20 protein-coding genes and 2 pseudogenes are annotated in these 22,957 nt (G+C 58.2%); 8 read left to right on the forward strand and 14 right to left on the reverse strand.

Going from position 1 to position 22,957, the window contains the following annotated elements:
• Window positions 1-117: 117 nt before the first annotated feature.
• Window positions 118-579 carry an NUDIX hydrolase gene (locus CAG29_RS21045; RefSeq protein WP_085632852.1) on the forward strand — a complete coding sequence of 154 codons (462 nt, stop codon included), beginning with the start codon at window positions 118-120 and terminating at the stop codon, window positions 577-579.
• A 653-nt stretch (window positions 580-1,232) separates the two neighbouring features.
• Window positions 1,233-1,415 (forward strand): annotated as a pseudogene (locus CAG29_RS21050) (transposase domain-containing protein); the annotation flags it as partial.
• Window positions 1,416-1,430: 15 nt separating this feature from the next.
• Here CAG29_RS21050 and CAG29_RS21055 read toward each other — a convergent pair.
• Window positions 1,431-1,931 carry an N-acetyltransferase gene (locus tag CAG29_RS21055; RefSeq protein WP_085639338.1) on the reverse strand — a complete coding sequence of 167 codons (501 nt, stop codon included), beginning with the start codon at window positions 1,929-1,931 and terminating at the stop codon, window positions 1,431-1,433.
• A 415-nt stretch (window positions 1,932-2,346) separates the two neighbouring features.
• On the opposite strand from CAG29_RS21055, the pseudogene CAG29_RS29160 reads away from it, so the two are divergent.
• Window positions 2,347-2,717: pseudogene (locus CAG29_RS29160) on the forward strand (SMI1/KNR4 family protein).
• A 360-nt stretch (window positions 2,718-3,077) separates the two neighbouring features.
• Window positions 3,078-3,998, forward strand: coding sequence for a GyrI-like domain-containing protein (locus CAG29_RS21065; protein ID WP_256576803.1), 921 nt, complete (start codon window positions 3,078-3,080; stop codon window positions 3,996-3,998).
• Between the two features lie 158 nt (window positions 3,999-4,156).
• On the opposite strand, the gene CAG29_RS21070 is transcribed toward CAG29_RS21065, so the two are convergent.
• From CAG29_RS21070 to CAG29_RS21085, 4 genes are all read right to left on the reverse strand, one after another.
• A complete protein-coding gene (locus CAG29_RS21070; RefSeq protein WP_085632858.1) occupies window positions 4,157-5,821 on the reverse strand; it encodes an ABC transporter ATP-binding protein in 1,665 nt (554 codons plus the stop codon).
• Between the two features lie 11 nt (window positions 5,822-5,832).
• Entirely contained in the window at window positions 5,833-6,474 is a 642-nt protein-coding gene (locus tag CAG29_RS21075) for a lasso peptide biosynthesis B2 protein (RefSeq protein WP_176244833.1), read from the reverse strand.
• Window positions 6,475-6,523: 49 nt separating this feature from the next.
• A complete protein-coding gene (locus CAG29_RS21080) occupies window positions 6,524-7,936 on the reverse strand; it encodes an asparagine synthase-related protein (RefSeq protein ID WP_170930390.1) in 1,413 nt (470 codons plus the stop codon).
• A 792-nt stretch (window positions 7,937-8,728) separates the two neighbouring features.
• A complete protein-coding gene (locus CAG29_RS21085) occupies window positions 8,729-9,106 on the reverse strand; it encodes a cytochrome c (RefSeq protein WP_085639332.1) in 378 nt (125 codons plus the stop codon).
• Window positions 9,107-9,425: 319 nt separating this feature from the next.
• Between CAG29_RS21085 and CAG29_RS21090 the strand changes: the two genes are divergently transcribed.
• Window positions 9,426-10,064 (forward strand): hypothetical protein, encoded by a 639-nt coding sequence (locus CAG29_RS21090; protein WP_085656473.1) that lies wholly within the window; start codon window positions 9,426-9,428, stop codon window positions 10,062-10,064.
• Window positions 10,065-10,072: 8 nt separating this feature from the next.
• Here the strand turns inward: CAG29_RS21090 and CAG29_RS21095 are convergent, their stop codons facing one another.
• The 4 genes from CAG29_RS21095 to CAG29_RS21110 all read right to left on the reverse strand — a co-directional run bounded on the left by CAG29_RS21095 (window position 10,073) and on the right by CAG29_RS21110 (window position 12,227).
• Window positions 10,073-10,477: a DUF6632 domain-containing protein gene (locus CAG29_RS21095; RefSeq protein WP_085585554.1), complete on the reverse strand. Its 405-nt coding sequence runs from the start codon at window positions 10,475-10,477 to the stop codon at window positions 10,073-10,075.
• Window positions 10,478-10,574: 97 nt separating this feature from the next.
• Window positions 10,575-11,141: a hypothetical protein gene (locus CAG29_RS21100; protein WP_256576804.1), complete on the reverse strand. Its 567-nt coding sequence runs from the start codon at window positions 11,139-11,141 to the stop codon at window positions 10,575-10,577.
• Between the two features lie 163 nt (window positions 11,142-11,304).
• Complete coding sequence (locus tag CAG29_RS21105) at window positions 11,305-11,754, reverse strand: GFA family protein (protein ID WP_085695083.1); 450 nt, start codon at window positions 11,752-11,754, stop codon at window positions 11,305-11,307.
• Between the two features lie 14 nt (window positions 11,755-11,768).
• Window positions 11,769-12,227, reverse strand: a complete 459-nt coding sequence (locus tag CAG29_RS21110) for a GFA family protein (protein ID WP_085585558.1) — start codon at window positions 12,225-12,227, stop codon at window positions 11,769-11,771.
• A gap of 105 nt (window positions 12,228-12,332) precedes the next feature.
• Here CAG29_RS21110 and CAG29_RS21115 point away from each other — a divergent pair, with 105 nt between their 5' ends.
• On the forward strand, window positions 12,333-13,226 hold the full coding sequence (locus CAG29_RS21115; protein ID WP_085695084.1) for a LysR family transcriptional regulator: 894 nt from the start codon (window positions 12,333-12,335) through the stop codon (window positions 13,224-13,226).
• 55 nt (window positions 13,227-13,281) lie between these two features.
• On the opposite strand, the gene CAG29_RS21120 is transcribed toward CAG29_RS21115, so the two are convergent.
• Window positions 13,282-14,181 carry a GyrI-like domain-containing protein gene (locus CAG29_RS21120; RefSeq protein ID WP_371916648.1) on the reverse strand — a complete coding sequence of 300 codons (900 nt, stop codon included), beginning with the start codon at window positions 14,179-14,181 and terminating at the stop codon, window positions 13,282-13,284.
• 151 nt (window positions 14,182-14,332) lie between these two features.
• Between CAG29_RS21120 and CAG29_RS21125 the strand changes: the two genes are divergently transcribed.
• On the forward strand, window positions 14,333-16,537 hold the full coding sequence (locus CAG29_RS21125; RefSeq protein WP_085632871.1) for an OsmC domain/YcaO domain-containing protein: 2,205 nt from the start codon (window positions 14,333-14,335) through the stop codon (window positions 16,535-16,537).
• 69 nt (window positions 16,538-16,606) lie between these two features.
• On the opposite strand, the gene CAG29_RS21130 is transcribed toward CAG29_RS21125, so the two are convergent.
• Entirely contained in the window at window positions 16,607-17,455 is an 849-nt protein-coding gene (locus tag CAG29_RS21130) for a hypothetical protein (protein WP_085632873.1), read from the reverse strand.
• 141 nt (window positions 17,456-17,596) lie between these two features.
• On the reverse strand, window positions 17,597-19,156 hold the full coding sequence (locus CAG29_RS21135; RefSeq protein WP_085695087.1) for a sensor domain-containing diguanylate cyclase: 1,560 nt from the start codon (window positions 19,154-19,156) through the stop codon (window positions 17,597-17,599).
• A gap of 214 nt (window positions 19,157-19,370) precedes the next feature.
• On the opposite strand from CAG29_RS21135, the gene ycaC reads away from it, so the two are divergent.
• Window positions 19,371-20,003, forward strand: coding sequence for an isochorismate family cysteine hydrolase YcaC (gene ycaC, locus CAG29_RS21140; protein WP_085585570.1), 633 nt, complete (start codon window positions 19,371-19,373; stop codon window positions 20,001-20,003).
• A gap of 56 nt (window positions 20,004-20,059) precedes the next feature.
• On the opposite strand, the gene CAG29_RS21145 is transcribed toward ycaC, so the two are convergent.
• Both CAG29_RS21145 and CAG29_RS21150 read right to left on the reverse strand, forming a co-directional pair.
• The gene (locus tag CAG29_RS21145; RefSeq protein ID WP_085695088.1) at window positions 20,060-21,319 is read right to left on the reverse strand and encodes an FAD-binding oxidoreductase; all 1,260 of its coding nucleotides are present in this window, start codon (window positions 21,317-21,319) and stop codon (window positions 20,060-20,062) included.
• Window positions 21,320-21,322: 3 nt separating this feature from the next.
• Complete coding sequence (locus CAG29_RS21150; protein WP_085695089.1) at window positions 21,323-22,900, reverse strand: aldehyde dehydrogenase (NADP(+)); 1,578 nt, start codon at window positions 22,898-22,900, stop codon at window positions 21,323-21,325.
• Window positions 22,901-22,957: the final 57 nt, after the last annotated feature.

Genomic DNA, 22,957 nt, shown 5'->3' on the forward strand with positions numbered 1-22,957 from the left:
TGTCCAGCGAGCGCACGGGGTCGGTTGCCGGCACTGGCGCGACGGGTGAAGTTTGTGCCTTGCCGTTGCCCGGAGTCACCCTTAACCTGCGCGCCTTTTCACTCAGGGAACGAACAGATGCGAGAGCGCAAGGCAGCCCGGCTATTGGTCATCAACCCTTCTCTGGAAGTCCTGCTGTTCAAGTTCTGCCACCACGACGATGCCTTGGCCGGCACCAGCCACTGGGCGACGCCGGGCGGCGGCCTGGAGGAAGGCGAAACGTTTCACGCCGCGGCCATCCGTGAGCTGCGTGAGGAAACAGGCATTCACGTCAACGAAGTGGCCGGCCCCGTGGCGGAGCGCAGAGTGTCGCTGCTGTTGCCGAGCGGAGAACCTGTGTTGGCGGTCGAGCAGTACTTTGTCGTGCATGTTCCGGACAACGACCTCTGCCGTTCGGAATGGACCGAGCATGAGAAGAAGGTCATGGCTGAGCATCGTTGGTGGTCGGTTCAGGCGTTGAACACTACGCAGGAAACGGTGTGGCCGGAGAATCTGGTGCAGATGTTGATAGGGGCGGGGGACGGGTTGCCTGACTGTTGACGGCGGCAGACATCAATCGCTTCCTGGCTGTCACGCAGGGTACTGATCGTGCCGGCGGTTGCGTCGGCCGGTTGAATCCACAGCCAAGAGCAGACATTCACCGCCATTTTCAAAGCCGCGTGGATACCTAAGTCTCGAAGCACAGGCCCCTTGCCGCTTCGTTCTCCGCTGCGTGTGATCGCCGTACCCCGGTCTTCGACGCTGTGTGCCAAGTGGCTCAGCACGCGCAATCAATGGGGCATGGCGACCAGGACGTATCGTCCATAGCCCAATCATTCATGAACGAGGATGCTGACTGAGCCGCCGGTGATTCGACAAGAGGCTTGATCGACACCACCTCTTGAGCATTCTCGAATCAGACAGCGTGCAGGAAGCTTTTAAAGCTTGATACTACTGGCCGATTACGGTCTTTCACCACCGTTACATTGACTTCCGCCCTATGCTCAATCTGCTCCCACACCTGGCTCCTGTGCGGGAGCCTTTTCTTGCTCGCCCGGCAATCACGCCGACCCGTGTTGGTCCACCATCTCCCGGCCAGCTGGACTCACGGCAGCCATCTTCTACGCCTGGCGCGCATCCATTAGACCGACAGTGCCCACGGTCTGTGGGGTGCCAGCGATTGTGCCGCCGGATTTGCAATGGCGCTGTAGATGGTCGAGGCGCTGATCCAATCGGCGCGCATGAATAGGCATGATCCGTATGCCTATCTCAAAGATGTGCTGACACGACTGCCGACACAGCGGGCCAGTGAGATCGGGTACTTGCTACCGCATCAGGGGACGCTTGCCTGTCTTGTGCAAGGCATGTTGCCTATCCACTTACCAATCATCAGCTGATTGAAAGTTAGCTAATTATCCACACGGTGCTTCTGTATCCAATAAGAGACTCATGTCAAAGCCAGTGATTCGAAAACCTAACTTTCTGTATAAATTCATAGCACGATGATTGTCAGGAGACACTCTGAGCTCTAGCTCACTGATTTTTAGAGCGCCTAGTTCATTTACAAGCTCACAAATAAAACTCTTCCCTATACCTTTACCCTGAAACTCAGGAAGTAAAATTATATCTGACAGAAACGCTGAGTCATTATCAACACTGAACCAAATGTATCCAGCCACCTGCCCCCCAGTTTCGTAAACTCGAAAATGGTTGTTCTTCGTGTTCATTCCTTGCGGCAATGCGACTCTATAGGTTCTGAAAGCCTCTGATCTCGCTTTGGTTTGACTGTAGAGATGGCTAGCCATTAAATCCTGAGCATAATCATCTACAGACAGAATTTCCCATGAATTATATTCGTTATCTCGCATGGGGCGATAAAGAAAAATATCTTTCTCCTTGCGCTCTTCTGTCATTTTTTTACAACTCCAACTGGTTTGTAATGCGTCTGTTCAATAGACCCACGCAGCAGCACTGAATTTAGGGGGTGGGTGTATATATTCCGGATTCAAATCTTGATCTCATATCAATATTCTAAGAAGCATATCGTCCAACCGCATGCGATCACCCGCGCAGAGCTATTATCACACAGATTTGTCCGTCGGCCGAGTGGTAGCAGAGCTGTCCAGTGGTATACGTAAGGTGAACTCACCTAGACAATTCTAGCCATGCAGCAGGCCGCGACCAGACTTGATTATTGGGACTGCGCCCCTCCTGATAACTCCGTGTCCCGGCCTCGCTGGGGTATAAGTTTTTAATCCTTCGATAGCCAGGTTCCGCTGACGGAACCAAACAGTTTGCTCATTAATCCTAGCGTAAGGTGACTCGTTTGTGATTAGCGATCCGTTCCGTGTCCTTGAAGACGCAGATATCGCAGAAGCAGAACGTAACCTTACTTCCATTTTCCTCCCGCCTATGTCGAGTTTTTAAAGGGGGGGGAAGTAACGTGGCGAATGCCTATTTTGAACCCGCTGTTATTCTTCCTGGGAGCAGCGATGTCGACATATTTCAAATTGCCGAGTCAGCATGGAACCATAGCGGTGTACCAAAGGACTGGCTCCCTTTCGTTGAGGGCAATGGCGACTACTTCTGCGTCTCACAAAACCGGTGAGGTAAGTTTTTGGTCTTACAATGGCGCGACGAATGAAAGGTGGCCGAATTTTTCGGCGTGGTTTCAGCAGGTCTGTGTAGAGCGCAATTAATACAACCATGAAAAAAACCGAAAGCGGACACAATAGCCTCGTCTAGATATCAAAATTCAGCCAATTTCCGCCGATGCTGACCGGCAGCTATGGGTCGTAAGCAGCCGGCCGCGAACGACTGCTATTGGCCGATAGCCGCCATGGAAAATGAGGCCGCCTTCGACCCACAGCTGACGGCGGCAACAAGCAAAACTCGCCAGTCGCGAATACTCAATCCTACGTCGATAAAACGAGCTACGGTTGTCGCAGAACCTCAACAGCTCAACACCCCCATGAACGGTAACCTTCAGACTACCCAACATGACCACCAACCCCTCCGCCCAAGCCTCCCGCGCTGAGTACGCGCGACGGATTAACCGCGTGCTCAACTACATCGATGCCCACATCGATCAACCTCTGGATGGCGCGCATTTGGCCGACATCGCCAATTTCTCGCGTTTCCATTTCCATCGGATTTTCGCCGCCTGGATGGGAGAGACGCTTGGCAGTTATGCACAGCGGCGACGGCTCGAGAAGGCGGCGTTACGGTTGGCCTGCGGCGGCCATGAAACGGTGCTTGAAACCGCGTTGGCCACTGGCTTCCAGTCGGGCGAGGCGTTTGCGCGGGCGTTCAAGCTCAAGTTCGGCTGCACGCCATCGGCCTGGCGCGACACCACGCCTCAGCGGCTCAAGGCTCAGGCGGCCGCGATCGGGCAGTCACCCGGCGGCCAAGAGAGCAATCCTGATCAGGTCTTCGGCAATCGCCATCAGGCAGGCGAGGGCGCGTTCGGTGAATCTGGCGGCTCTTATCGGCCACTGGAAGCCATCGCCATGGAAGTACGCATCATTGATCTACCAAAAGCGCGAGTCGCGTATCAACGTTTTATCGGCCCGTACGGTCCGGCCATCGGCGAATTCTGGAGAGCGGCCATTGCGCCGTGGATGCACTCCAATGGCCTCAGTGACCAAACGTGCTACGGCATCGGTTATGACGACCCCTCGATCACGCCGGCCGACAAGTGCCGCTATGACGCTTGCGTCGAAGTGCCCGCGCATTTCGTGGCCGGCGGCCAGGTGGATACTCAAGTCCTGCCGGGTGGCCGTTACGCCGTGGCGGGTTTCAAAGGGAAAACCGAGGGATTGGCCAACGCCTGGACTTGGCTGACGCGCGAGTGGATGCCGTCCAGCGGACTGCAATGCGACGATCGGCCTTGCTTTGAGAGGTTTGAAGCGGCCACCGCATTTGACGTCCGGACCGGTGAATTCAGCTGCGACATCTGCATTCCGGTGCGAGCGCTGTAGCGCAACAGGTAATGGGCCCGCACAAGGGCCCATTATCCTTCCTATGGACGCTGGGATTGACAAAGTCCCAGGCTACTTCGCCTTTGGAATGACGCCAGTCATGTACTGATTCAAAATGCTGCCATCGCTGATTAAGTGACCTATTATATGGGGAGATGTTATATGCACTCCTCCGGTTCAATAGGTTCTTTGCTAAGTTCAAGTGCAATGCCGTATTTCTTCTTCAAATTTTCATCATGTGTGACTACTATCAGGCACGGTATGTTGAGAACGAGCCAGTCAATAATTGTTTGAGAGCTTTTTTCGTCTAAAGCTGATGTTGGTTCGTCCAGTATAATTGTCCGCTTTTCTCTTAAAATAGCTCGGCCAATGGCAATTCGCTGTCTTTCTCCTCCACTCAGTCCACTGCCCGAAATGTCAATAGGACTAGATAGAAAAGTATCTATGTCAGAACCTGATGGAGTCAGCCTTAATAGTTCAACAACCTGTCTCAATCGTTGAGGGCTAACCGTTTCAGCTCCATAGATTAAATTATCCCTAAAAGTTCCAGGTATCAGAATCGGTTTTTGTGGAGCCACGGCGACTTCCGAAAGAATATGGTCACTAAGCGCTTCGGTTATCGAAAGCCCCTTGTAGTATGCGGCACCTGTATATTCGTGCTCAAATCCTAGCAGTACATTAATAAGCGTTGTTTTTCCTGCGCCGGAGCAGCCTGATATTATGTTCATGCCGGTTTTGAATTGGCAGTTGATTTGGTTAAGAATAGGTTTATTGTCTTTTTTTAGCGAAACACCTTCTAGGGTAAAACCTTCGATCTCTGAGTGCTCTTGAGGGTGAATAGGTTTGATTACACTTTCTTCGATGTATTTAATTCCATCGTTTAAAGATACTAGGTGGGCCTGTAGATTTATAAGGGTTCCGGCTAGCATATGCAGTTGCAAAGTAAACATGGTTATATACCCAACCACCATGACGAAGTCGCCGGCAGTGAAGGTCGAGTCATAGTTAAGCCCTGAAAGCATTATGAAAAATGCTAGCGCTGTACCAATCGCAAGTCCCTGACTAGCGATTTTTACACCCATAGCAAGATTTGCCTTTCTGATGGTATTGACATAATTGTCAAAAAAAGTTCTGCTGGACTGAAATTCCTTCATCAGGGTGTTGTTGAGTTTTATATCGTAGACGCGAGCAAGTCTCTCAATGGTGTAGCTGGACAGGTTGTTGTCAGCCTCGAATAGCGCTCTATGAATGCTAGAGCTAGATTTTGCGACATAAATGGAGATGCTAACTAGTATTATGCAAACAGCGAAAAACAGGGCTGCATACATCGCTCCCATTATTGTATAAAGAACACTTATGGCGATCGTGATTTCTACTATTATGGGGACAATTGTCCAAAAAATACCAACTGTTACCATGCTGAAGCTACTTGATGATCTGTTTATATCTGCAACTACGTATCCCGGATCAAGTTTTTGCTGTGCTCTATATGGGTATCTAAATATTCTGGATACAATGGCCTCGTAAATGGTGGCGTCGCACTTGGCAAGTATCCAAGCGGAAAAGACGCCTCGAATGTTGGAGAGGACTTGTGAGAATGTCCATAAAGCTGCGTAGCACCCGGAGTAAAATAAAAACTCTGCTTGAACGTTGTTTTCACTTTCGAAAGTATTTGCGGCGCTTCGCAACAAGACTGGAAGTAGAGAGTTCAGAACGCTGCAAAAGATGAATATCGCCGATACTGCAGAGAATCCTGCGATGAACCAACGATAGTTGGCTGCTATAATTCTAAAACTCTTAATGTACTGATTGATCCAGTTCATGTGATTTTGCCTCAAATGGTTAAGATTTTTGGTAGCTTTTTTGAGAGATCCTTGTCGTCAGCTATTACTTGCCCATCAATCTCTACCCACGCATGCGAAAGAAAGTCGTACAGTTGAACGCCAATAAAAAAGTCACAGGAAAAATTGTTCCTCGTGGCATGTTTGAATATGCATATAGAAGACTCTAGGCATTTTATTTTGAATGGCAGAACTAAAGAGGCGATGTGGATTCCACGAACGTAATGTTCAAGATTAGCGGTTCGGTCAAGTGGGATTTTTGATGTTGCTTTGTTTTTTGATGCTCTCATCTCATTTAAAGTATCTTCTAGTCCAAACCATGCTAAGTTTATTTTTAGCAGAAATAAGTCCATTAAGGCGCGTAGCGTTGGTAGGAGTTTTGTGTTGCTTGGTGTTTTTATGTTGTTTGTCTTCCAGACATAGTTGTCTAATCCCTCATAGCTTTCGCAAGCCTTATTGAGTGGCTGCAGTTTTTCAGCTGAGTTGTTGATAATGCCTAGCTTGGAGAGCTCTGTAATAACCGCCAGGTATGACGCGCTACGTGTGTCTCCATTGACTAGTGCCCTTGATTGAGATTCATCAAGGATAATATAGGAGTCCTCTCTTTCATTGAGGATTATGAGTTGGTCGTGCATAAGGATGTGGTGCGCATGGGGCTGAAAAGGCATGTTCATATATTCAGACTTATTTTATAAGAGAGGCGCAAATTACTTTAATTAGAAGTTTTTCCATTCCACCAATACCCATCATTGAACGTTTGAGTGCCTTTTCAATGTTGGGAACATTGATCAGGCGTTCTTTTGCAAGCCAACTACCTCTTAGGCTACTCAGGATTTTTTCTTCATGGAGCCTGAGTGCTCTTTGGTATGCGCCCGTGATGTGGCCCTTGTCACTTCTTAGGGGGATGTCTGAATATTTTATTTTGACGGATTTTTTTAGTGGAATTCTAACTTCGTGATGGTTGAACATGTCGTACGGGTTCTGTTTTAACACATAGTCAACCATTCGTTTGGTTGTGAATGGGTACACAACCTTAATTTTTTGTTTGTTTGAAAATAAACTTGAGGCATTCTGGCATAGGGCTTGTGCCACAGCCTGTATATGTTCATCTGATAGATTCTTTGGCTGTTCTATGTTCAGCGAAGGTGGGGTTTTTACGTTTAAAAAGTGATTTCGTAGAAGATTTTCATGATTTCGCTGCTTTCGTTCGCTAACCATCGTTTCATAGAGGCTAGCTCCGCTTAGCTTTGCCACCATTGCAGCAATTTTAACGGCTTGAAAAAAATTTTTATTTCGTAATAAATCATGAAATGCGGCAGCGGGAACAGGATCTAAAAAAAGGTGATCCCCACCGTGACCATCCAGTACAATGTAATCTTCATTCAGTTTATAATTTAGGAACTCTCTCTCTTTTTCGAAGACTTTATCAGACGCCATGCCGGAATGAAGAAATAAGTGATCTCCTGGCTCGATACTCTGAAAAAGATAATGTGGCTCGAACTTGAATAGAAGTTGTTTTACATTTAGTTTTCTGCAAAGGGCGGTGGCAGCGTTGCGATCATTGTTGGAGCTGGATTTTTCATCGGTCCAAGTTATCGCAATAATATTGTCTGCCCCAGCAATTTCTATGGCTGCAAGAAGTAAGCATGTTGAGTCAACGCCGCCGGACAGCCGAACCACAATTTTGCAATGGCCATTTCTTTGATGTTCTTCAGCGATGCAAGTAAGAAGTATGTTAAACGGATCAGGAGTTTCGTTGCTATCAATGCTTTCCTGGTGAGGAAAATTAATTTTGATATTGTCAGTATTATTTTTTTGATCGTGTGTGTACGTACATCCGGGAGGTAGTAATAGGCAATTCTCCCAATAGCTTGAAGTCGTTATTTTTTCTTCGAATGAAATTTGACGAAGGATTTCGTCTTTGTCTAATATTTTGGCTTGGTCATTATCGGCAACGATTTTACCGTTGCTCTTGTTTATGACTATTAGTTTTCCAGAAAATACAGGGTTCACATGTGTTATTTGGTTTTTTTTTGTCTCTAGGTTTTTATCTGAAAAAGGTGAAAATACCCTATGGGGCTGTCTTTTATTGCTCACGGCCATTCCTTTGGCTTTTCTTTGAAATAACAACTGAGTACTCAATGCTGAGTACTCAGTGAACTATTTAGGGCTTCAATGGTTAGGGATTCTTGGGCCGCCACAGTCTGGCCGATAAACAAAATATTTCCCTTCCATGATGCAGCCTCCACTGTATCCATTTATGGTAGGGCTAGCTTTGAATGTCACGAAGCTGGTCCTCGTGGAACGAGGAGCTTGAGCTTTGTTTTTTTTGAACATGAATTATTCCTTTATTTATATTCAACTAGGTTACCCTTCAGGGATGCTAATGAATATCATTCAGCCTTGCTAGATGTCAATAAATATTTTTGTTTTTGTCTTGGTAGGTACTTTTTGTACTGAATACAGCTTTGAGGGCGCTTTAATCGGTAGCGAATCGGTTTTGTATTAATTGTTAACTATCCAATACGAACAATCCGGTTCCCAAGGCACTGTGTGCGCTTCCGTGGAAGCATAAGGTTTATAGTTGACTCTGGTTAGGAAGGTCATAAGTCAATAAGCGGGGTTGGCAGCCTGCTAGGCTCTTAATTTTGCGCGATTAACAGTGTCTTGACCTCCACAAACTCTGATTCGCGTGATGTTATTTCGTGGTTTGGCTAAATTGCTTGATTCTGGTTGTGTTTAACCATGTTTACCGGCGGCGATTGATGTCATTCACAGGCGCTGGCTTACGGTAGGCAGCGGACGTACATGGAAAATATGTCCACCCCATTAGGCTTTCTTGCGTCATCGTGAATGCTCGTCTGCTTTTCTCATGCATCAATTTGAAGGCTACTTCGCCTTTGAAATGACGCCAGTCATGTACTCATGCAAATCGCGAAAGTCATTCACGCTCCAGGCATGGGGCGGAATCTTCACGCCGTTCTCCCGCAGGGTCCTTGGAATCAAGTCGCCGTTGGGGCGAAGAATGACCGAAGACACGATAACGCCCGGATATTCATTAAGCCGTTTCTTGAAGGCGGGTGTCGTCAGGTCCGGTGTCGGCGGGTTGCTTCGCTTGGCCAGCGGGCCGGTGCCTTTGATGTCCGGCCCGTGGCACACGGCGCATCGCTGGGCATAGAGGTTCTTGCCGTTGAGGGTGTCGGCGAAAGCGGGCGTTGTTTGGGGGAGTATCGAACTTGCCAGCAGCGCGATGAGCGTTCTTTTCATTTTTATCTATCGAAAGTGATGGGGATGCGTTGGCGCAGTCGCTGTCACGTTTACTGGCGGATCAGTGAGATCGCAATCCGTTGCATGAGGACGTCCTGTCGCACAGAGCCCGGGGATTGTGCAGGGTCTGGAAATGGAGTTAAAGACCGTGAATCCACAATGGCTATAACCATCGTGTTGCTCATGTTGACTTGGTCTAAAAAGTCCAAAATCCGCCAAGTACGCTTGCACTAGAGTGTCTGGGACACCGGGTGTCGTTGCGCGTTTTCAGGGAGTAGAGGCGGGATCCGCCAGCATTTTTCAGGGAGAGATTCGAGTCATGCCATTCGTTCTGACCGACCCGATTAACCAAGGCAACGGCCCGTTTTGCGGGGCTGCCTGTGCCGTGTATGTGCTGCACTGGTTGAGGGATTTGGGTTTGAGGGAAGGGGTGGCGGACGGGGTAAGCGGCGATGTAAACGCGGAAGTCACGCACGCAATGACCTATACCCGTACGGTCGATTGCACTAACTTCCTGGGCAGCACCCCCGCCAACATCGCCACCTACCTGAAAACGCATGAGCCCACCGTCAGCATTTATGCACCGACGGAGATCATCACCAATTGGTCCGTGCGCCCCTGGTACGCCGGGCTGCGCATGGGGCTGCAGACGTGCAGCAGCGTCAACTGGTCGTGCGGCTGCACCTGCGCGATGCCGGGCGGCGTGCTGGGCGATGACTATCTGATCATCAGCCTGATCAGCAAATCGTGGACGGTGCCTTTCTTCAGCTTCGATTTCTACAATGGCCACTTCGTCGTGCACATCAGCGATACCCAGTTGATGGATCCCAATGGCTATATCCGGGACTCTGCCACGTACCTGTCGGGCGGGTATCTGAGCCGTGGGTGGGCATCCGTGGGGCTTGATCTGCATATCTATAAGAATCGGGTGACGGCAGCCACACCGCTCCTGGTTTGATCCTGCTCTCAGGCCCCGTTGCCTGTCCTGGGCCGAGCGACCGACCGCGCGCGCCGTGTCAAAACGGCCAAGGCCACCGCCACGATGAACAGTGCCGGCACGTCACCTGCCAGGTGCCCCATTTGCCCAGACTGGGTAAGCGCCTGGACGGTCATGATGCCTGCGTGCACGGCGCTGGACCACACGGTGAACCCGATCAGGCTCAAGTGGGCCAACGGGTCACGCGCGGCCAGGATCAGGAACACGCCAAGCGTGGCGTAGAGGCCGACGATCATCATCGGGTAGTCCGAGTGACCGGTGTGCCAGGCCCAACCGGACGGCCAGAACACCATGAGCGGGTAGAGGGCAAGGCACGCGAGGCCTGCCAACACCAGCACGATGCGTAAGTACTTGAGGCAATCGACGGCGGTCATGGCGGGCTCCTCTTTGGGCTTGGCTCGGCACAGACTCCAAGTGGGGGATAACAGAAAGTGGACAGATCCATCGGTAACTATAGATCTGTCCCCTTTTTCAAGACGGGTACTCCCTGAGCCAATGCGCCATCACAGAGCCAGCCTCCAGACTGGAACGCTGTCGGCTAAGCACGCTCTCGAATCCATTGCGATCCCGAAACCGGGCGGTGAACTCAAGCAACTCCCGGTTGATCTGGTCAACTGTTCCAACTGTCCCGCCCTCAGCCAATGAATAGGCATCTTCGAAATAGCCGCACAGGCCAAGAGCGTCAGGAAAGTCGTAGTTAGATCGAGACCAAGATCGGTACAGTCCTTGCGCCAAGACCATTCCAAAATCGGGATTCATGAGGAGTTGTTCATGTGCCTTGGCTAGCACATAGGGCAACACCTCTGCGCTGCTCAAGGAGGGTGTCGCGACTCGAAGTAACTGACTTGCAACATCGTACCGATTCGAGCTGCTCATCAGTGCTAGCTCTATCAGCTCATAGGCAGGATCTTCCTGTGCCATGATCTGGTTATCCGCCCATTGCACGATGTCGGATACCTCAAGGACACCGAGTTCTAACGCTTCTCTTAGGTAAGCGATTTGATCCTCAATGCTAGGGTTGTAAGTGTTGCTCGTCATGCTGCCTTCTCGATTGTCCTGCCGGCATCTCTATTCTATTTCAACGATGAAGCTTTGTTGTCTGCCCAGAGAGGACCATGACAGAGCACGGCGAAGGGGGAACTGATGCCCTCGGGGTGCTGCACGCAATCAATCGCAGGCCGACACCTCCCCGAACCCAACATCACCCCCGCAAAAACCGCTCCATCAACCCCGCATATTCCCCCACCTCCGGAAACCCCTCAAAGCTGACGGACGCCCCCGTACCCGCCCACGGCAGCTTCTCCGACACCCACGTCTCCATGAACGGCGCATAGTCCTGCGGCCGGTCCAGCAGGCTGCTGCGCACGCCGACAAAGGCCTCGTTCTGCGCAGGGCGGGTGAACAGCCAGGTCAGGCAGTGCGGGCAGAAGTAGTGGCGGGTCGGGCCGTGGAGGCCGCCGATGACCGGGGTGCCTTGGGTGACGGCAAAGCGTTCGGCGGGGAACAGGGCGGTGAGGGAGAACGCGCTGGCGGACATTTTCTGGCAGCCGGTGCAGTGGCAGGCGCTGGTCATGACCGGCCGGCCTGACGCCTGGAAGGTCACTTGCCCGCAACGGCAACTGCCGGTGGCGCAGGGGGTGGGATCGGTCATGGGCAATGCTCCTTTCAGGGGTTGGAGGACGGTTGGCCGGAAGCGCTCAACGCGGCGGCGAACGCTTCGGGAGTGGGGCTTTCGGGCCAGGTCGGGATGCCGGCGGGCAGGTTCAGCCACGGCTGTTTGTGCTTGACCCAGATGTGCGCCACGGGGCTCAGGGCGGTGCGTTCATGGAGGGTGCCGGCGCGCAGCACCCAAAGGCCCGGTGCGGCGGAGGTGGTGTTGTAGATCCGCGTGTGGCAGGTCGCGCACAGGTGATGGTGTGAGATTACGCCTTGGTCTTCGTAGGCGTATTCGCGGGTGGGGCCGTCGACGGTGAAGGCGTCGGCGGGCAGCAAGGCGTGCAGCGCGAAGCTGCTGCCGCTCCAGGCCTGGCAATGCTGGCAATGGCAGGCGTAGACCGCGAGCGGCAGGTCGGTCGTGGAGCGGTAAGTGACGGCGCCGCAGCGGCATCCACCGGCAAGTGTCATGGATCAGGTCTCGTGTCAGTGCGATTTGATGGGTTGGGTACAGCATGCGCGCGTTTCGGATTGATTAGAATTGATCAAACTTGCCCAGCCGCTCATAGGAAATGTATGAACGCCCCTCAGCTCCAATGGGAAACCCAGCGCGTCTTCCTGGCCGTCCTGCGCACCGGCAGCCTGTCCGCCGCCGCCCGTGCGCTGGGCATCGCTCAGGCCACCGCGCGGCGGCGCATCGATGCGCTTGAGCAGAGCGTGGGGATGAGGCTGTTCGTGCGTTCGCCGGCGGGGCTGATGCCCACCGACACCGCCCGGGAACTGATCGGCCATGCCGAATCCATGGCGATGGCGGCCGAGGCCTTTACCCGCGCCGCGTCCGCGCAGGCCAGCGTGCCGGGCGGGACGGTGCGTGTCACCAGCAGCCAGTTGCTCGGCGTGGAAGTGTTGCCGCCCATGCTGCGCGAAATCCGCTCGGCCCAGCCGCAGTTGACGGTCGAGCTCAGCGTGTCGAACCGTCTGGAAGACCTGGCCTTGCAGGAGGCCGATGTGGCGGTGCGCATCCGGCGCCCGACGGAGGCGGCCGTCGTCGCCCGTCATGTGGGGGACTTGCGTATCGGTCTGTACGCCTCGGCGGATCTGCTCGGGCAGAAGGGCGCGCCCCGCAGTGTGGACGAGTTGAGCGAGTACCCGTTGATCGGCCCCGACCGCAACCTGACGGAAGTGGCGTTTCTGCAGCAGCAGGGTTTTCTCTGCGCCACGGCCCGCACGGTGTTGCGCACGGACAATCACCTGGCGCAGTTTGCGGCGCTCAGGGCCGGGCTGGGCATCGGCGTCTGTTCCAGCCAGTTGGCGCGGCGCCACGGGCTGGTGCGGGTGTTGCCGCAGTCGGTGGATTTCCGGGTGGACATCTGGATGGCCATGCACCACGACCTGCGGCGGGTGCGCCGCATCGCGCTGGTGTTCGATGCGTTGGCGCAGTCGATGTCACGTTTTCTGGCGGATCACTGACCGGCGGGCTCCGTCGGGTCAGGTGTCGGGGGCAGGCCGAGCGTGCGCCTCGTTTTCACTTCAGCGGCACATAAACATCCGTCTGCCACTGCGCCTGCGGCACGTCCGTCCCCACGCTCAGGTACTCGAAGAACAACGGTGCATCACGCAATTCCTCACCGCTGCCCGGCAGCCAGTCGCGGTAGACCGGGTAAATGGTTTCGCCCACGTGATCGGTCGAGCCCACGTGCCGCACCACCGCGCAGCGGCCGGCGGGGATGACGAGGTCGCGCACCCCGGCGTCGTTCGGCGCCACGGCTTCGTGGATTTCGCCGCAGATGTCGAAGCGGAAGTCCTCCGGCGCAATGGTGTCGGGGTTGCCATAGGGGATGCCGAAGGTGCGGCTGGATGCGACAGGCGACTGGCCGCTCTGCTGGCGCCACTGGATGAAGCGCTGCACGCTGGCGTTGAGCCGGCCCGGTGCGCCGCGGTGTTCGAGGGCGGCGACGTGGATCGGGGGGCATTCGACGATGTTGACTTGCATGGCGATGTTCCTTGAGAAGTGAGGGATGGCGAAGACCGCGTGCCAGTGCTTCCAGTCCGGCGCCTTGGCGAAGGCGGCGGGCGAGTTGCCGAACGCCCGCCGGAACGCCCTGGAAAACGCTTCGGGGCTTTCGAACCCGGCGTCGAACGCCGCTTCCAGCACCGTGTGGCCGGGGCGGGCGGTCAGGTTGTGCGCCGCCCGGCGCAGGCGCATCAGTTGCACATAGCGCGAGACGGGCACGCCGGTGAACGCCGAGAACTGCCGGTGGAAGTGGAACTCGGAGAAGTTCGCCACCCGGCTCAGCGCCTTCACCGACAAGTCGCCTTCGAGGTTGGCGTCGATGTAGGCGAGCACGGCGTTGAAGCGTTTGGCGTAGGCGGTTCGGGTCGGCGTGTCGGCCACGGGCAAGGCTCCTGGGTTGCGGTCGGCCATAGCATCGGCGAGGGCGGCAGGCCCGCGCCTAGCCGCGTTTGCTCAACGCGGGGTTCCGTCCGGCGACCGAATGACATTCGCACAAGACTTCCGGCGCAAAAGCCGGATAATGGCGGCCAATTCGTACAGCCCGCTATTCTGGTAACCCCGCATGGAAATCAAGGTCAACTTTCTCGACAACCTTCGGCTTGAAGCCAAGTTCGACGACTTCACGGTGATCGCCGATCAGCCCATCCGCTACAAGGGCGACGGTTCGGCCCCGGGGCCGTTCGACTACTTCCTGGCGTCGTCGGCGTTGTGCGCGGCCTACTTCGTGAAGCTGTATTGCGAGACCCGCAATATTCCCACCGAAAACATCCGTCTGTCGCAGAACAACATCGTTGATCCGGAGAACCGCTACAACCAGATCTTCAAGATCCAGGTCGAGCTGCCGGCGGACATCAGTGCCAAGGACCGCCAGGGCATCCTGCGCTCCATCGACCGCTGCACCGTGAAGAAGGTGGTGCAGACCGGCCCCGAGTTCGTGATCGAGGAAGTGGAAAACCTCGACGCCGACGCCCAGGCGTTGCTGATGCCGAGTGCGGGCTCGGGCGAGGGCACGTACATCATGGGCAAGGACCTGCCGCTGGAGCAGACCATCGCCAACATGTCCGGCATCCTGGCCGACCTCGGCATGAAGATCGAGATCGCTTCGTGGCGCAACATCGTGCCCAACGTGTGGTCGCTGCACATCCGTGACGCGCAGTCGCCGATGTGTTTCACCAACGGCAAGGGCGCGACCAAGGAAAGCGCGCTGGCCTCGGCGCTGGGCGAGTTCATCGAGCGGCTCAACTGCAACTTCTTCTACAACGACCAGTTCTGGGGCGAAGAGATCGCCAACGCGCCGTTCGTGCATTACCCGGACGAGCGCTGGTTCAAGCCGGGTCCGAAAGACGAGTTGCCGAGCGAGATCCTCGACGAATACTGCCTGGAGATCTACAACCCGGACGGCGAACTGCGCGGCTCGCACCTGTACGACACCAACTCCGGCAACACCCAGCGCGGCATCTGCTCGCTGCCGTTCGTGCGCCAGTCCGACGGCGAGACGGTGTACTTCCCGTCCAACCTGATCGAAAACCTGTACCTGAGCAACGGCATGAGCGCCGGCAACACCCTGGTCGAGGCGCAGGTGCAGTGCCTGTCGGAGATCTTCGAGCGGGCGGTGAAGCGCGAGATCCTGGAAAACGAACTGGCGCTGCCGGACGTGCCGCAGGAGGTGCTGGCCAAGTACCCCGGCATCGTCGCCGGCATCGAAGGCCTGGAGGCCCAGGGCTTCCCGGTGCTGGTCAAGGACGCGTCGCTGGGCGGCGAGTTCCCGGTGATGTGCGTCACCCTGATGAACCCGCGCACCGGCGGCGTGTTCGCCTCGTTCGGTGCCCACCCGAGCTTCGAAGTGGCGCTGGAGCGCAGCCTCACCGAGCTGCTGCAGGGCCGCAGCTTCGAAGGCCTGAACGACCTGCCGGCGCCGACCTTCGAGAGCCATGCGCTGACCGAGCCGAACAACTTCGTCGAGCACTTCATCGACTCCAGCGGCGTGGTGTCGTGGCGCTTCTTCAGCGCCAAGGCCGATCACGAATTCGTCGAGTGGGACTTCTCCGGCCACGGCGAGGACTCCAACGCCCAGGAGGCCGCGACCCTGTTCGGCATCCTCGAAGACCTGGGCAAAGAGGTGTACATGGCGGTGTACGACCACCTCGGCGCGCAGGCCTGCCGGATCCTGGTGCCGGACTACTCGGAGATCTACCCGGTGGAGGACCTGATCTGGGACAACACCAACAAGGCCCTGCTGTTCCGCGAAGACATCCTCAACCTGCACAGCCTCGACAACCGCAGCCTGCGGGTGCTGGGCAAGCGTCTGGACAACAGCGAACTGGACGACTACACCGACATCACCACCCTGATCGGCATCGAGTTCGACGACAACACGGTGTGGGGCCAGTTGACGATCCTGGAGCTCAAGCTGCTGATCCACCTGGCACTGCAGCGCTTCGAGCAGGCCAAGGAGCTGGTGGAAGCCTTCTTGCAGTACAACGACAACACGGTCGAGCGCGGGCTGTTCTACCAGGCGCTGAACGCGGTGCTGGAAGTGCACCTGGACGACGAGCTGGAACTGGCCGACTACGAGACCAACCTGCGCCGGATGTTCGGCAACGAGCGGATGGACGCGGTGATCGGTTCGGTGGACGGCAGCGTGCGCTTCTACGGCCTGACGCCGACGAGCATGAAGCTCGAAGGGCTCGACCGGCACCTGCGGCTGATCGACAGCTACAAGAAGCTGCATGCGGCGCGGGCGGCGGTGGTGGGCGTGGCCCGCTGATCGCGACCACAACGAGGCACCTAGGGGTGCTTCGTTGTGGGGGACGCGCCTGGAGCGGCCGCTTCAGACTCACCGGTGATGACGGTGGTTCTTCCCGACCGCACTCAGGATATCGAATTGGCCGGTCACTTTTACGCTCTTGCCATTCTCAAGGAAATCCGCTGCGAATGTTCCCTTGGTGTGCCCCGTTACAGGAAGGGCGGTAAGGGTGAGAGTGCCGGCCTCCGCGAAAAAAGCACCTTCGTACGGTCTGGAGTAGTGTATCCAGACATTTGGGTTGTTCCTCAGGTCGTGGGTGCCGAGGTTCGTGTCGTCCTTGAAGAAAACGCCGATCTGAGCTTTTTTCGGCGGCACCCCGTCCTCCACGGTCATGCGGCCGATGACTTCCCATACACGGAGCGTTGAGCCCTCTGGCGTCAGCTGAACGCTCAGCTGATCGGCACGGAAATCGCCCCATTCACTGGAGGCCGTGAACGTGCCGCTGCCGGTTGTGTCTACGACGCCACCGGTGATGCCTGTGATGTCGAAGCTGCCTGCACTGATATGGACGGTGGTGTCGCCGAGCCGGGCCTCGAACTGGAAATCGCCCTCCATCCGTTGCGTTTGCATGTCCAGCTTCAAGGTCAGCGTTCCGGAACGGGAAGCCAGGACGAGACCGTTTCCTGATGAATACCTTATGTACTCGCCACGGGCTTGACCAAGCTGCATGGGGTCGGGCACCAAGGACAGCGTCACAGACGAACCGTCGCCCGGAATGTCCACGGGAACCCAGAAGGCAATGGAGTGCTTTTCACCGTTCGGCAAGGCCTGACTTGCCTGCACGACATAGCGGTTGCCGACCCGGCGAATCTCGAAATCGTCTTGGCCGACGAAGGTCTCTTCGTAGTAGCTGATCGAAGCTTTCATGCTGTTGTTCATGGCTGGCTCCCTGTAGAGGCTCACGGGGGGATCCGTGAGTCCGTAACGTAGCAACGAAACCAACAGCGCATAACTGTCAGAGTTGACAGGTGGGTCAGGCCTGATTCGGCTCCCTTCGCCAGCGCTCGGGCTGCCGGCCGATCATGCCGGGGGCGCACAACACCAGCGGTTGCGGCCCTGTTGCTTGGCCTGATACAGGCAGGTGTCCGCCGCCTTGAGCAAGCTGGCCGGCGTGACGTCGTCGGTCACCGGATGGCCGGTGGCGATCCCGGCACTGGCGGTGACGTAACCCAGCGGATGCCCGCTGTGCTCAAGCCGCAAGGCGCGGATGGCCTGCAGGATCTGCCCGGCCACCTCGATGGCCCCGGCGCCGTCGGTGTTGGGCAGCAGCACGGTGAACTCTTCGCCGCCGTAGCGCACGGCCAGGTCGCCGGGGCGTTTGACCGCCAGCCGGATCGCCTGGCCGACGGCGTGCAGGCAGTCGTCGCCGGCGGCGTGGCCGTATCGGTCGTTGTAGCGTTTGAAGTGATCGACATCGAGCATGATCAGCGACAGCGCCGAACCCTGGCGGCGGGCCAGGCGGATCTCGTCGGCCAGCGCCGCGTCCAGCCGGCGGCGGTTGCCCAGGCCCGTGAGGCTGTCGGTCAGCGCCATGTCGCGCATGGTCTGGTGGGCCTGGCGGATCTCACGCTCCATGGCCATGCGCTGGCGCAACTGGTTCAGCACGATGAGTCCGAACGTGGACAGCACCCCGATCAGGAACACCAGCACCAGGCCGTTCTTCAACAGATCCCGGCGCCAAGGCGCGATGATCGAATCCCGGGACAGGCCGGCCTCCACCACCAGCGGATAGGTGGTCAGGGCGCGGTAGCCGTAGAGGCGTTCGGTGTCGTCGACCACGGCCTTGATCTGCGCGGTGCCGGTGTTGGCGCTGGGCAGGTAGGTCCTGAAAATCTCGCTGCCGGCCAGGCTCTTGCCCACCACCTGGGCGATGAACGGGCGCCGCACGAGGATGGTGCCGTCGCGCAGGGCCAGCACCAGCGCGCCCTTGTCGTCGATCCTGAAATCGCCGTAGTAGTCGACGAAATAGCTGACCTTCACCGTCCCCAGCAGCACGCCGGCGAACGAGCCGTCGGGATTGTTCAGGCGGCGCGAGATGGGAATGATCAGGTCATGGGTGGAGCGGCTTTCCACCACCTGGCCGATGCGCACCTGCCGATCCTCGTGGGTGCGGTGGTACTGGAAGTAGTCGCGGTCTGCGTTGTTGGCCATCTCCGGCGTGACCTCCTTGTCGGTCACGATCCATTGCCCGTCGGGGCCGTAGATGAACAGGCCATGCAGCTGCGGCATGATTTTCGATTGTTGCACCAACAGGTTGTGGATGCGCTTCACATCCATGTTCTGCAGGCCGTCGCCCTCGACCCGCTCGCACAGCCCGGCGGTGAGCACGTCGACTTGGCGGATGGTGTCTTCGGCGTGCTGCGCGGTGGCGCGGGCCAGGTTGGTGACCGAATCGCGGGCAGAGGCGAACGCCGCCCGGTAGTCGCGCCAGGTGCGCCAGCTCTCGACCGCCACAAAAGCGATGACCACCACCAACATGAAGCTGACGGTCAGGCGCAGGGTCGATCCGGCTTTGGCGTGGCGGGAAGGGGGCGGTGCGGCGTGGTCTGTTGTCAGCTCTGGCCGGTTGCGTCCGAGCATCAACATCTCCTTGGGGCATTCTGGACGTATTGCAGGGGGCCATTATGACAAGGATCGGCGCCAAGGTCGGGCCGGTCTTGAGGTTGTCATTGGATTGTCCTTTTTGAGTTGACGGTGAAACGCGTTTCAGCCGATTTATCACCTGAGGGTGACTCATTAATCTGTGCACATCTTGAACGCAACGCACTTCAACAATGAAAAAGGAGCTCCACCCATGACCGCTTACACCTACAACCGCCTCAACAAAGACGACGCCATCGTACTGCTGGTGGATCACCAGACCGGCCTGATTTCGCTGGTGCAGGACTTCTCGCCGAACGAGTTCAAGAACAACGTGCTGGCCCTGGCCGACCTCGCCAAGTTCTTCGACCTGCCGACCGTGCTCACCACCAGCTTCGAGCAAGGCCCCAACGGCCCGCTGGTGCCGGAACTCAAAGAGATGTTCCCCGATGCGCCGTACATCGCCCGCCCGGGCCAGATCAACGCCTGGGACAACGAAGACTTCGTCAAGGCGATCAAGGCCACCGGCCGCAAGCAGATCATCATCGCCGGCGTCGTGACCGATGTGTGCGTGGCGTTCCCGACCCTGTCGGCGCTGGCCGAAGGCTTTGAAGTGTTCGTGGTGACCGATGCCTCCGGCACCTTCAACACCACGGTGCAGCAAGCGGCCTGGGCCCGCATGTCGGCGGCCGGCGCGCAACTGATGAACTGGTTCTCGGTGGCTTGCGAACTGCACCGCGACTGGCGCAACGACATCGAAGGGCTGGGCAACCTGCTGTCCCAACGCATCCCGAACTACCGCAACCTGATGAACAGCTACGCGGCGCTGTCGGCGCGTCAGGGTTGATCGAACCCGACCACTGAAACAAAAGGCCTGCTTGTGAAAGCAGGCCTTTTGTCGTTTCAGAACCGGCTCAACCGATACGGCGCCAGATCCGGCAGTTGCCCGCTCTGGGTCGTCAGCGCAGACGCCATTCGCACCACCAGTTCCGCCGTCACCGCTGCCTGGGTGAGCCCCAGGTGCTGGTGGCCGAACGCGAGCAGCACCTTGCCGTCGCAGGCCTGGTCGATGATCGGCAGGGAGTCCGGCAGCGAGGGGCGAAAGCCCATCCAGGGGGTGGCGGCGTCGGCGTTCAGCGGGGTGCGGAACAGGCCGTCGCTCAAGCGGTGCAGCTGCCAGGCGCGGGCCATCGTCGGCGGGCGCTCAAGGCCTGCGAACTCGACGGTGCCGGCCAGCCGCAAGCCTTCGGCCATCGGCGTCATGATGAACTTGCGTTCCAGGGAGGTCACCGGGAAGGGCAGGCGTGCGTGTTCCTGGGACAGCATCAGGTGATAGCCGCGTTCGGTGTCCAGCGGCACCCGTTGGCCGGTCAACGCAGTGGTGAGCGCTGCCGAGTGGGCGCCGCAGGCGATCAGCACGCGGCGGGCGTGCAGCGCGCCGGCGTCGGTCGTCAGCGCGACGCCTTGGCCGCTCAGCCGGCCGCCCTGTACTTGCCGCGTCAGGAACTGTACGCCGCTGGATTTCGCGGCGTCGACCAGTTCGCGCACGACCCGGTAAGGGTCGAGGAAATGCCCGGTGGCGGGAAAGAACAGCCCGCCCTGAATGTGCGGGCTGAGCTGCGGCGCGACGTCTTGCACCGCACCGGCCTGCCAAAGGTCCACCGGCACCTGTTGCTGGCGCAGGCGTGCCTGAAGCGCTTCGATGGCCGCACGGGACTCGGGCCGTTCGAACACCAACAGCGAGCCGTCCACCTTCAGCAGGTCGGGGCGCTGGATGTCACCGAGCAACCGGTGCCAGGCGTCGAGCGAATGTTCATTCAGCGCCCGCAAAGCCGCAACGGTGTGGCGAAACGGCGCCGGGCGCAGGTTCAGCAGCAGGCGGGTGAACCAGGGCAGGGCCCGGGGCAGGTATTTCCAGTCCAGGCGCAGCGGGCCCATGGGGTCCATGAGCATGGCCGGCAGGCGCTTGAGGATCGACAGGTCGGCGATCGGGAACACCTGCTCGGTCGCCAGGTGCCCGGCGTTGCCGAACGAGGCGCCGTGGCCGGGCGCCTGCCGGTCGATCACCACCACGCGCAGGCCTTGCCGCGCCAGGCGCAGCGCACAGGCCACGCCGATGATGCCGGCGCCGACCACGGCGATGTCGTGCGTGTCGTCGGTCATGGCCTAGGCTTCCCTTTGGCCGTCGAGCAGCCGGCGCAGGCCCAGCGGATTGGCCTGGCGCAGCGCTTGCGGCAACAGCGCGTCCGGGAAGTCCTGGTAGCAGACCGGGCGCAGGAAACGCTGGATCGCCGCCGTGCCGACGGAAGTGCTGCGTGGGTCGGAGGTGGCCGGGAACGGGCCGCCGTGCACCATCGCGTCGCAGACTTCGACGCCGGTGGGCCAGCCGTTGACCAGCAAGCGTCCGGCCTTGCGCTCCAGGGTCGGCAGCAGGGCGCGGGCCTGATCCAGATCGTCGTCGTCCAGGTGTAGGGTGGCGGTGAGTTGACCTTCCAGGTGCTCGGTGACCCGGCGGATCTCGTCGAAGTCCTCGCACTGCACGACCAGCGAAGCGGCGCCGAACGCTTCGGCCTGCAAGCGGCGGTCGGCGAGGAAATCGGCGGCGTCGGTCACGAACAGGTGCGCCTGGCCCTGGTTCGGCCCGGTGGCGCGTTGGCCGACGGCGGCGATGCGCGCGTGCGGGTGTTCGGCCAAGGCGTTCACGCTGGCCTCGAATGCACTGAAGATGCCCGGCGTGAGCATGGTCTGGGCGGCGCTGCGTTGAAGGTGCTCGGCGGCGCTGGCGACGAAGGCGTCCAGCGCCGGCCCCTTGAGGGCGATCACCAGGCCGGGGTTGGTGCAGAACTGGCCGGCGCCCAGGGTCAGCGACGCCACGAAGCCTTGGGCCAGGGCCTCGCCCCGGTTGCGCAGTGCCGCCGGAAACAGCAGCACCGGGTTGATCGAGCTCATTTCCGCGTACACCGGGATCGGCTCCGGGCGCGCCTGGGCGGCCTGGCACAGGGCGAGCCCGCCGCTGCGCGAGCCGGTGAAGCCGACGGCTTTGATGCGCGGGTCGCTGACCAGCGCGATGCCGACCTCAGGACCTGAGCCGTAGAGCAGCGAAAACACCCCCTCCGGCAATCCGCAGGCCTTCACCGCACGGGCCACGGCGCGGCCCACCAGTTCGCTGGTGCCGGGATGGGCGCCGTGGGCCTTGACGACCACCGGGCAGCCCGCCGCCAGCGCCGACGCGGTGTCCCCACCGGCCACGGAGAACGCCAACGGGAAATTGCTCGCACCGAACACCGCCACCGGGCCCACCGGCACCTGACGCTGACGCAGGTCGGCGCGGGGCAGGGGCTGGCGTTGCGGTTGGACGGGGTCGATGCGCACGTCCAGCCATTCGCCGGCCCGCACCGTGCGGGCGAACAGGCGCAGTTGCTGGCAGGTGCGGCCGCGTTCGCCCAGCAGGCGCGGGCGCGGCAGGCCGGTTTCGGCCATGGCGCGGTCGATCAGCGCGTCGCCGAGCGCTTCGATTTCCAGGGCGATGGTGTCGAGGAATTCGGCGCGCCGTTCAACGGGCGTTTCGCGGTACGGATCGAAAGCGGCCTCGGCCAAGGCGCAGGCCTGTGCGACCTGCTCGGCGTCGCCGCCGAGGTAGGCCGGCTCCAGCGCGGTGTCGGTGGTCGGGTCGATCCCTCGGATCGCCTCGCGGTGGCCGGTGACGGCGTGTTGGCCGATCAGCAGTTTGCCCGTCAGGGTCATGGCGTGTACCTGGTCAAGAGAATGAGGCCCGCCGCAGGTGCCTGCGGCGGGTGGGCG

Origin of the sequence: Pseudomonas sp. B7(2017), from assembly GCF_002112745.1 — a bacterium.
GTDB lineage: Bacteria > Pseudomonadota > Gammaproteobacteria > Pseudomonadales > Pseudomonadaceae > Aquipseudomonas > Aquipseudomonas ekonensis.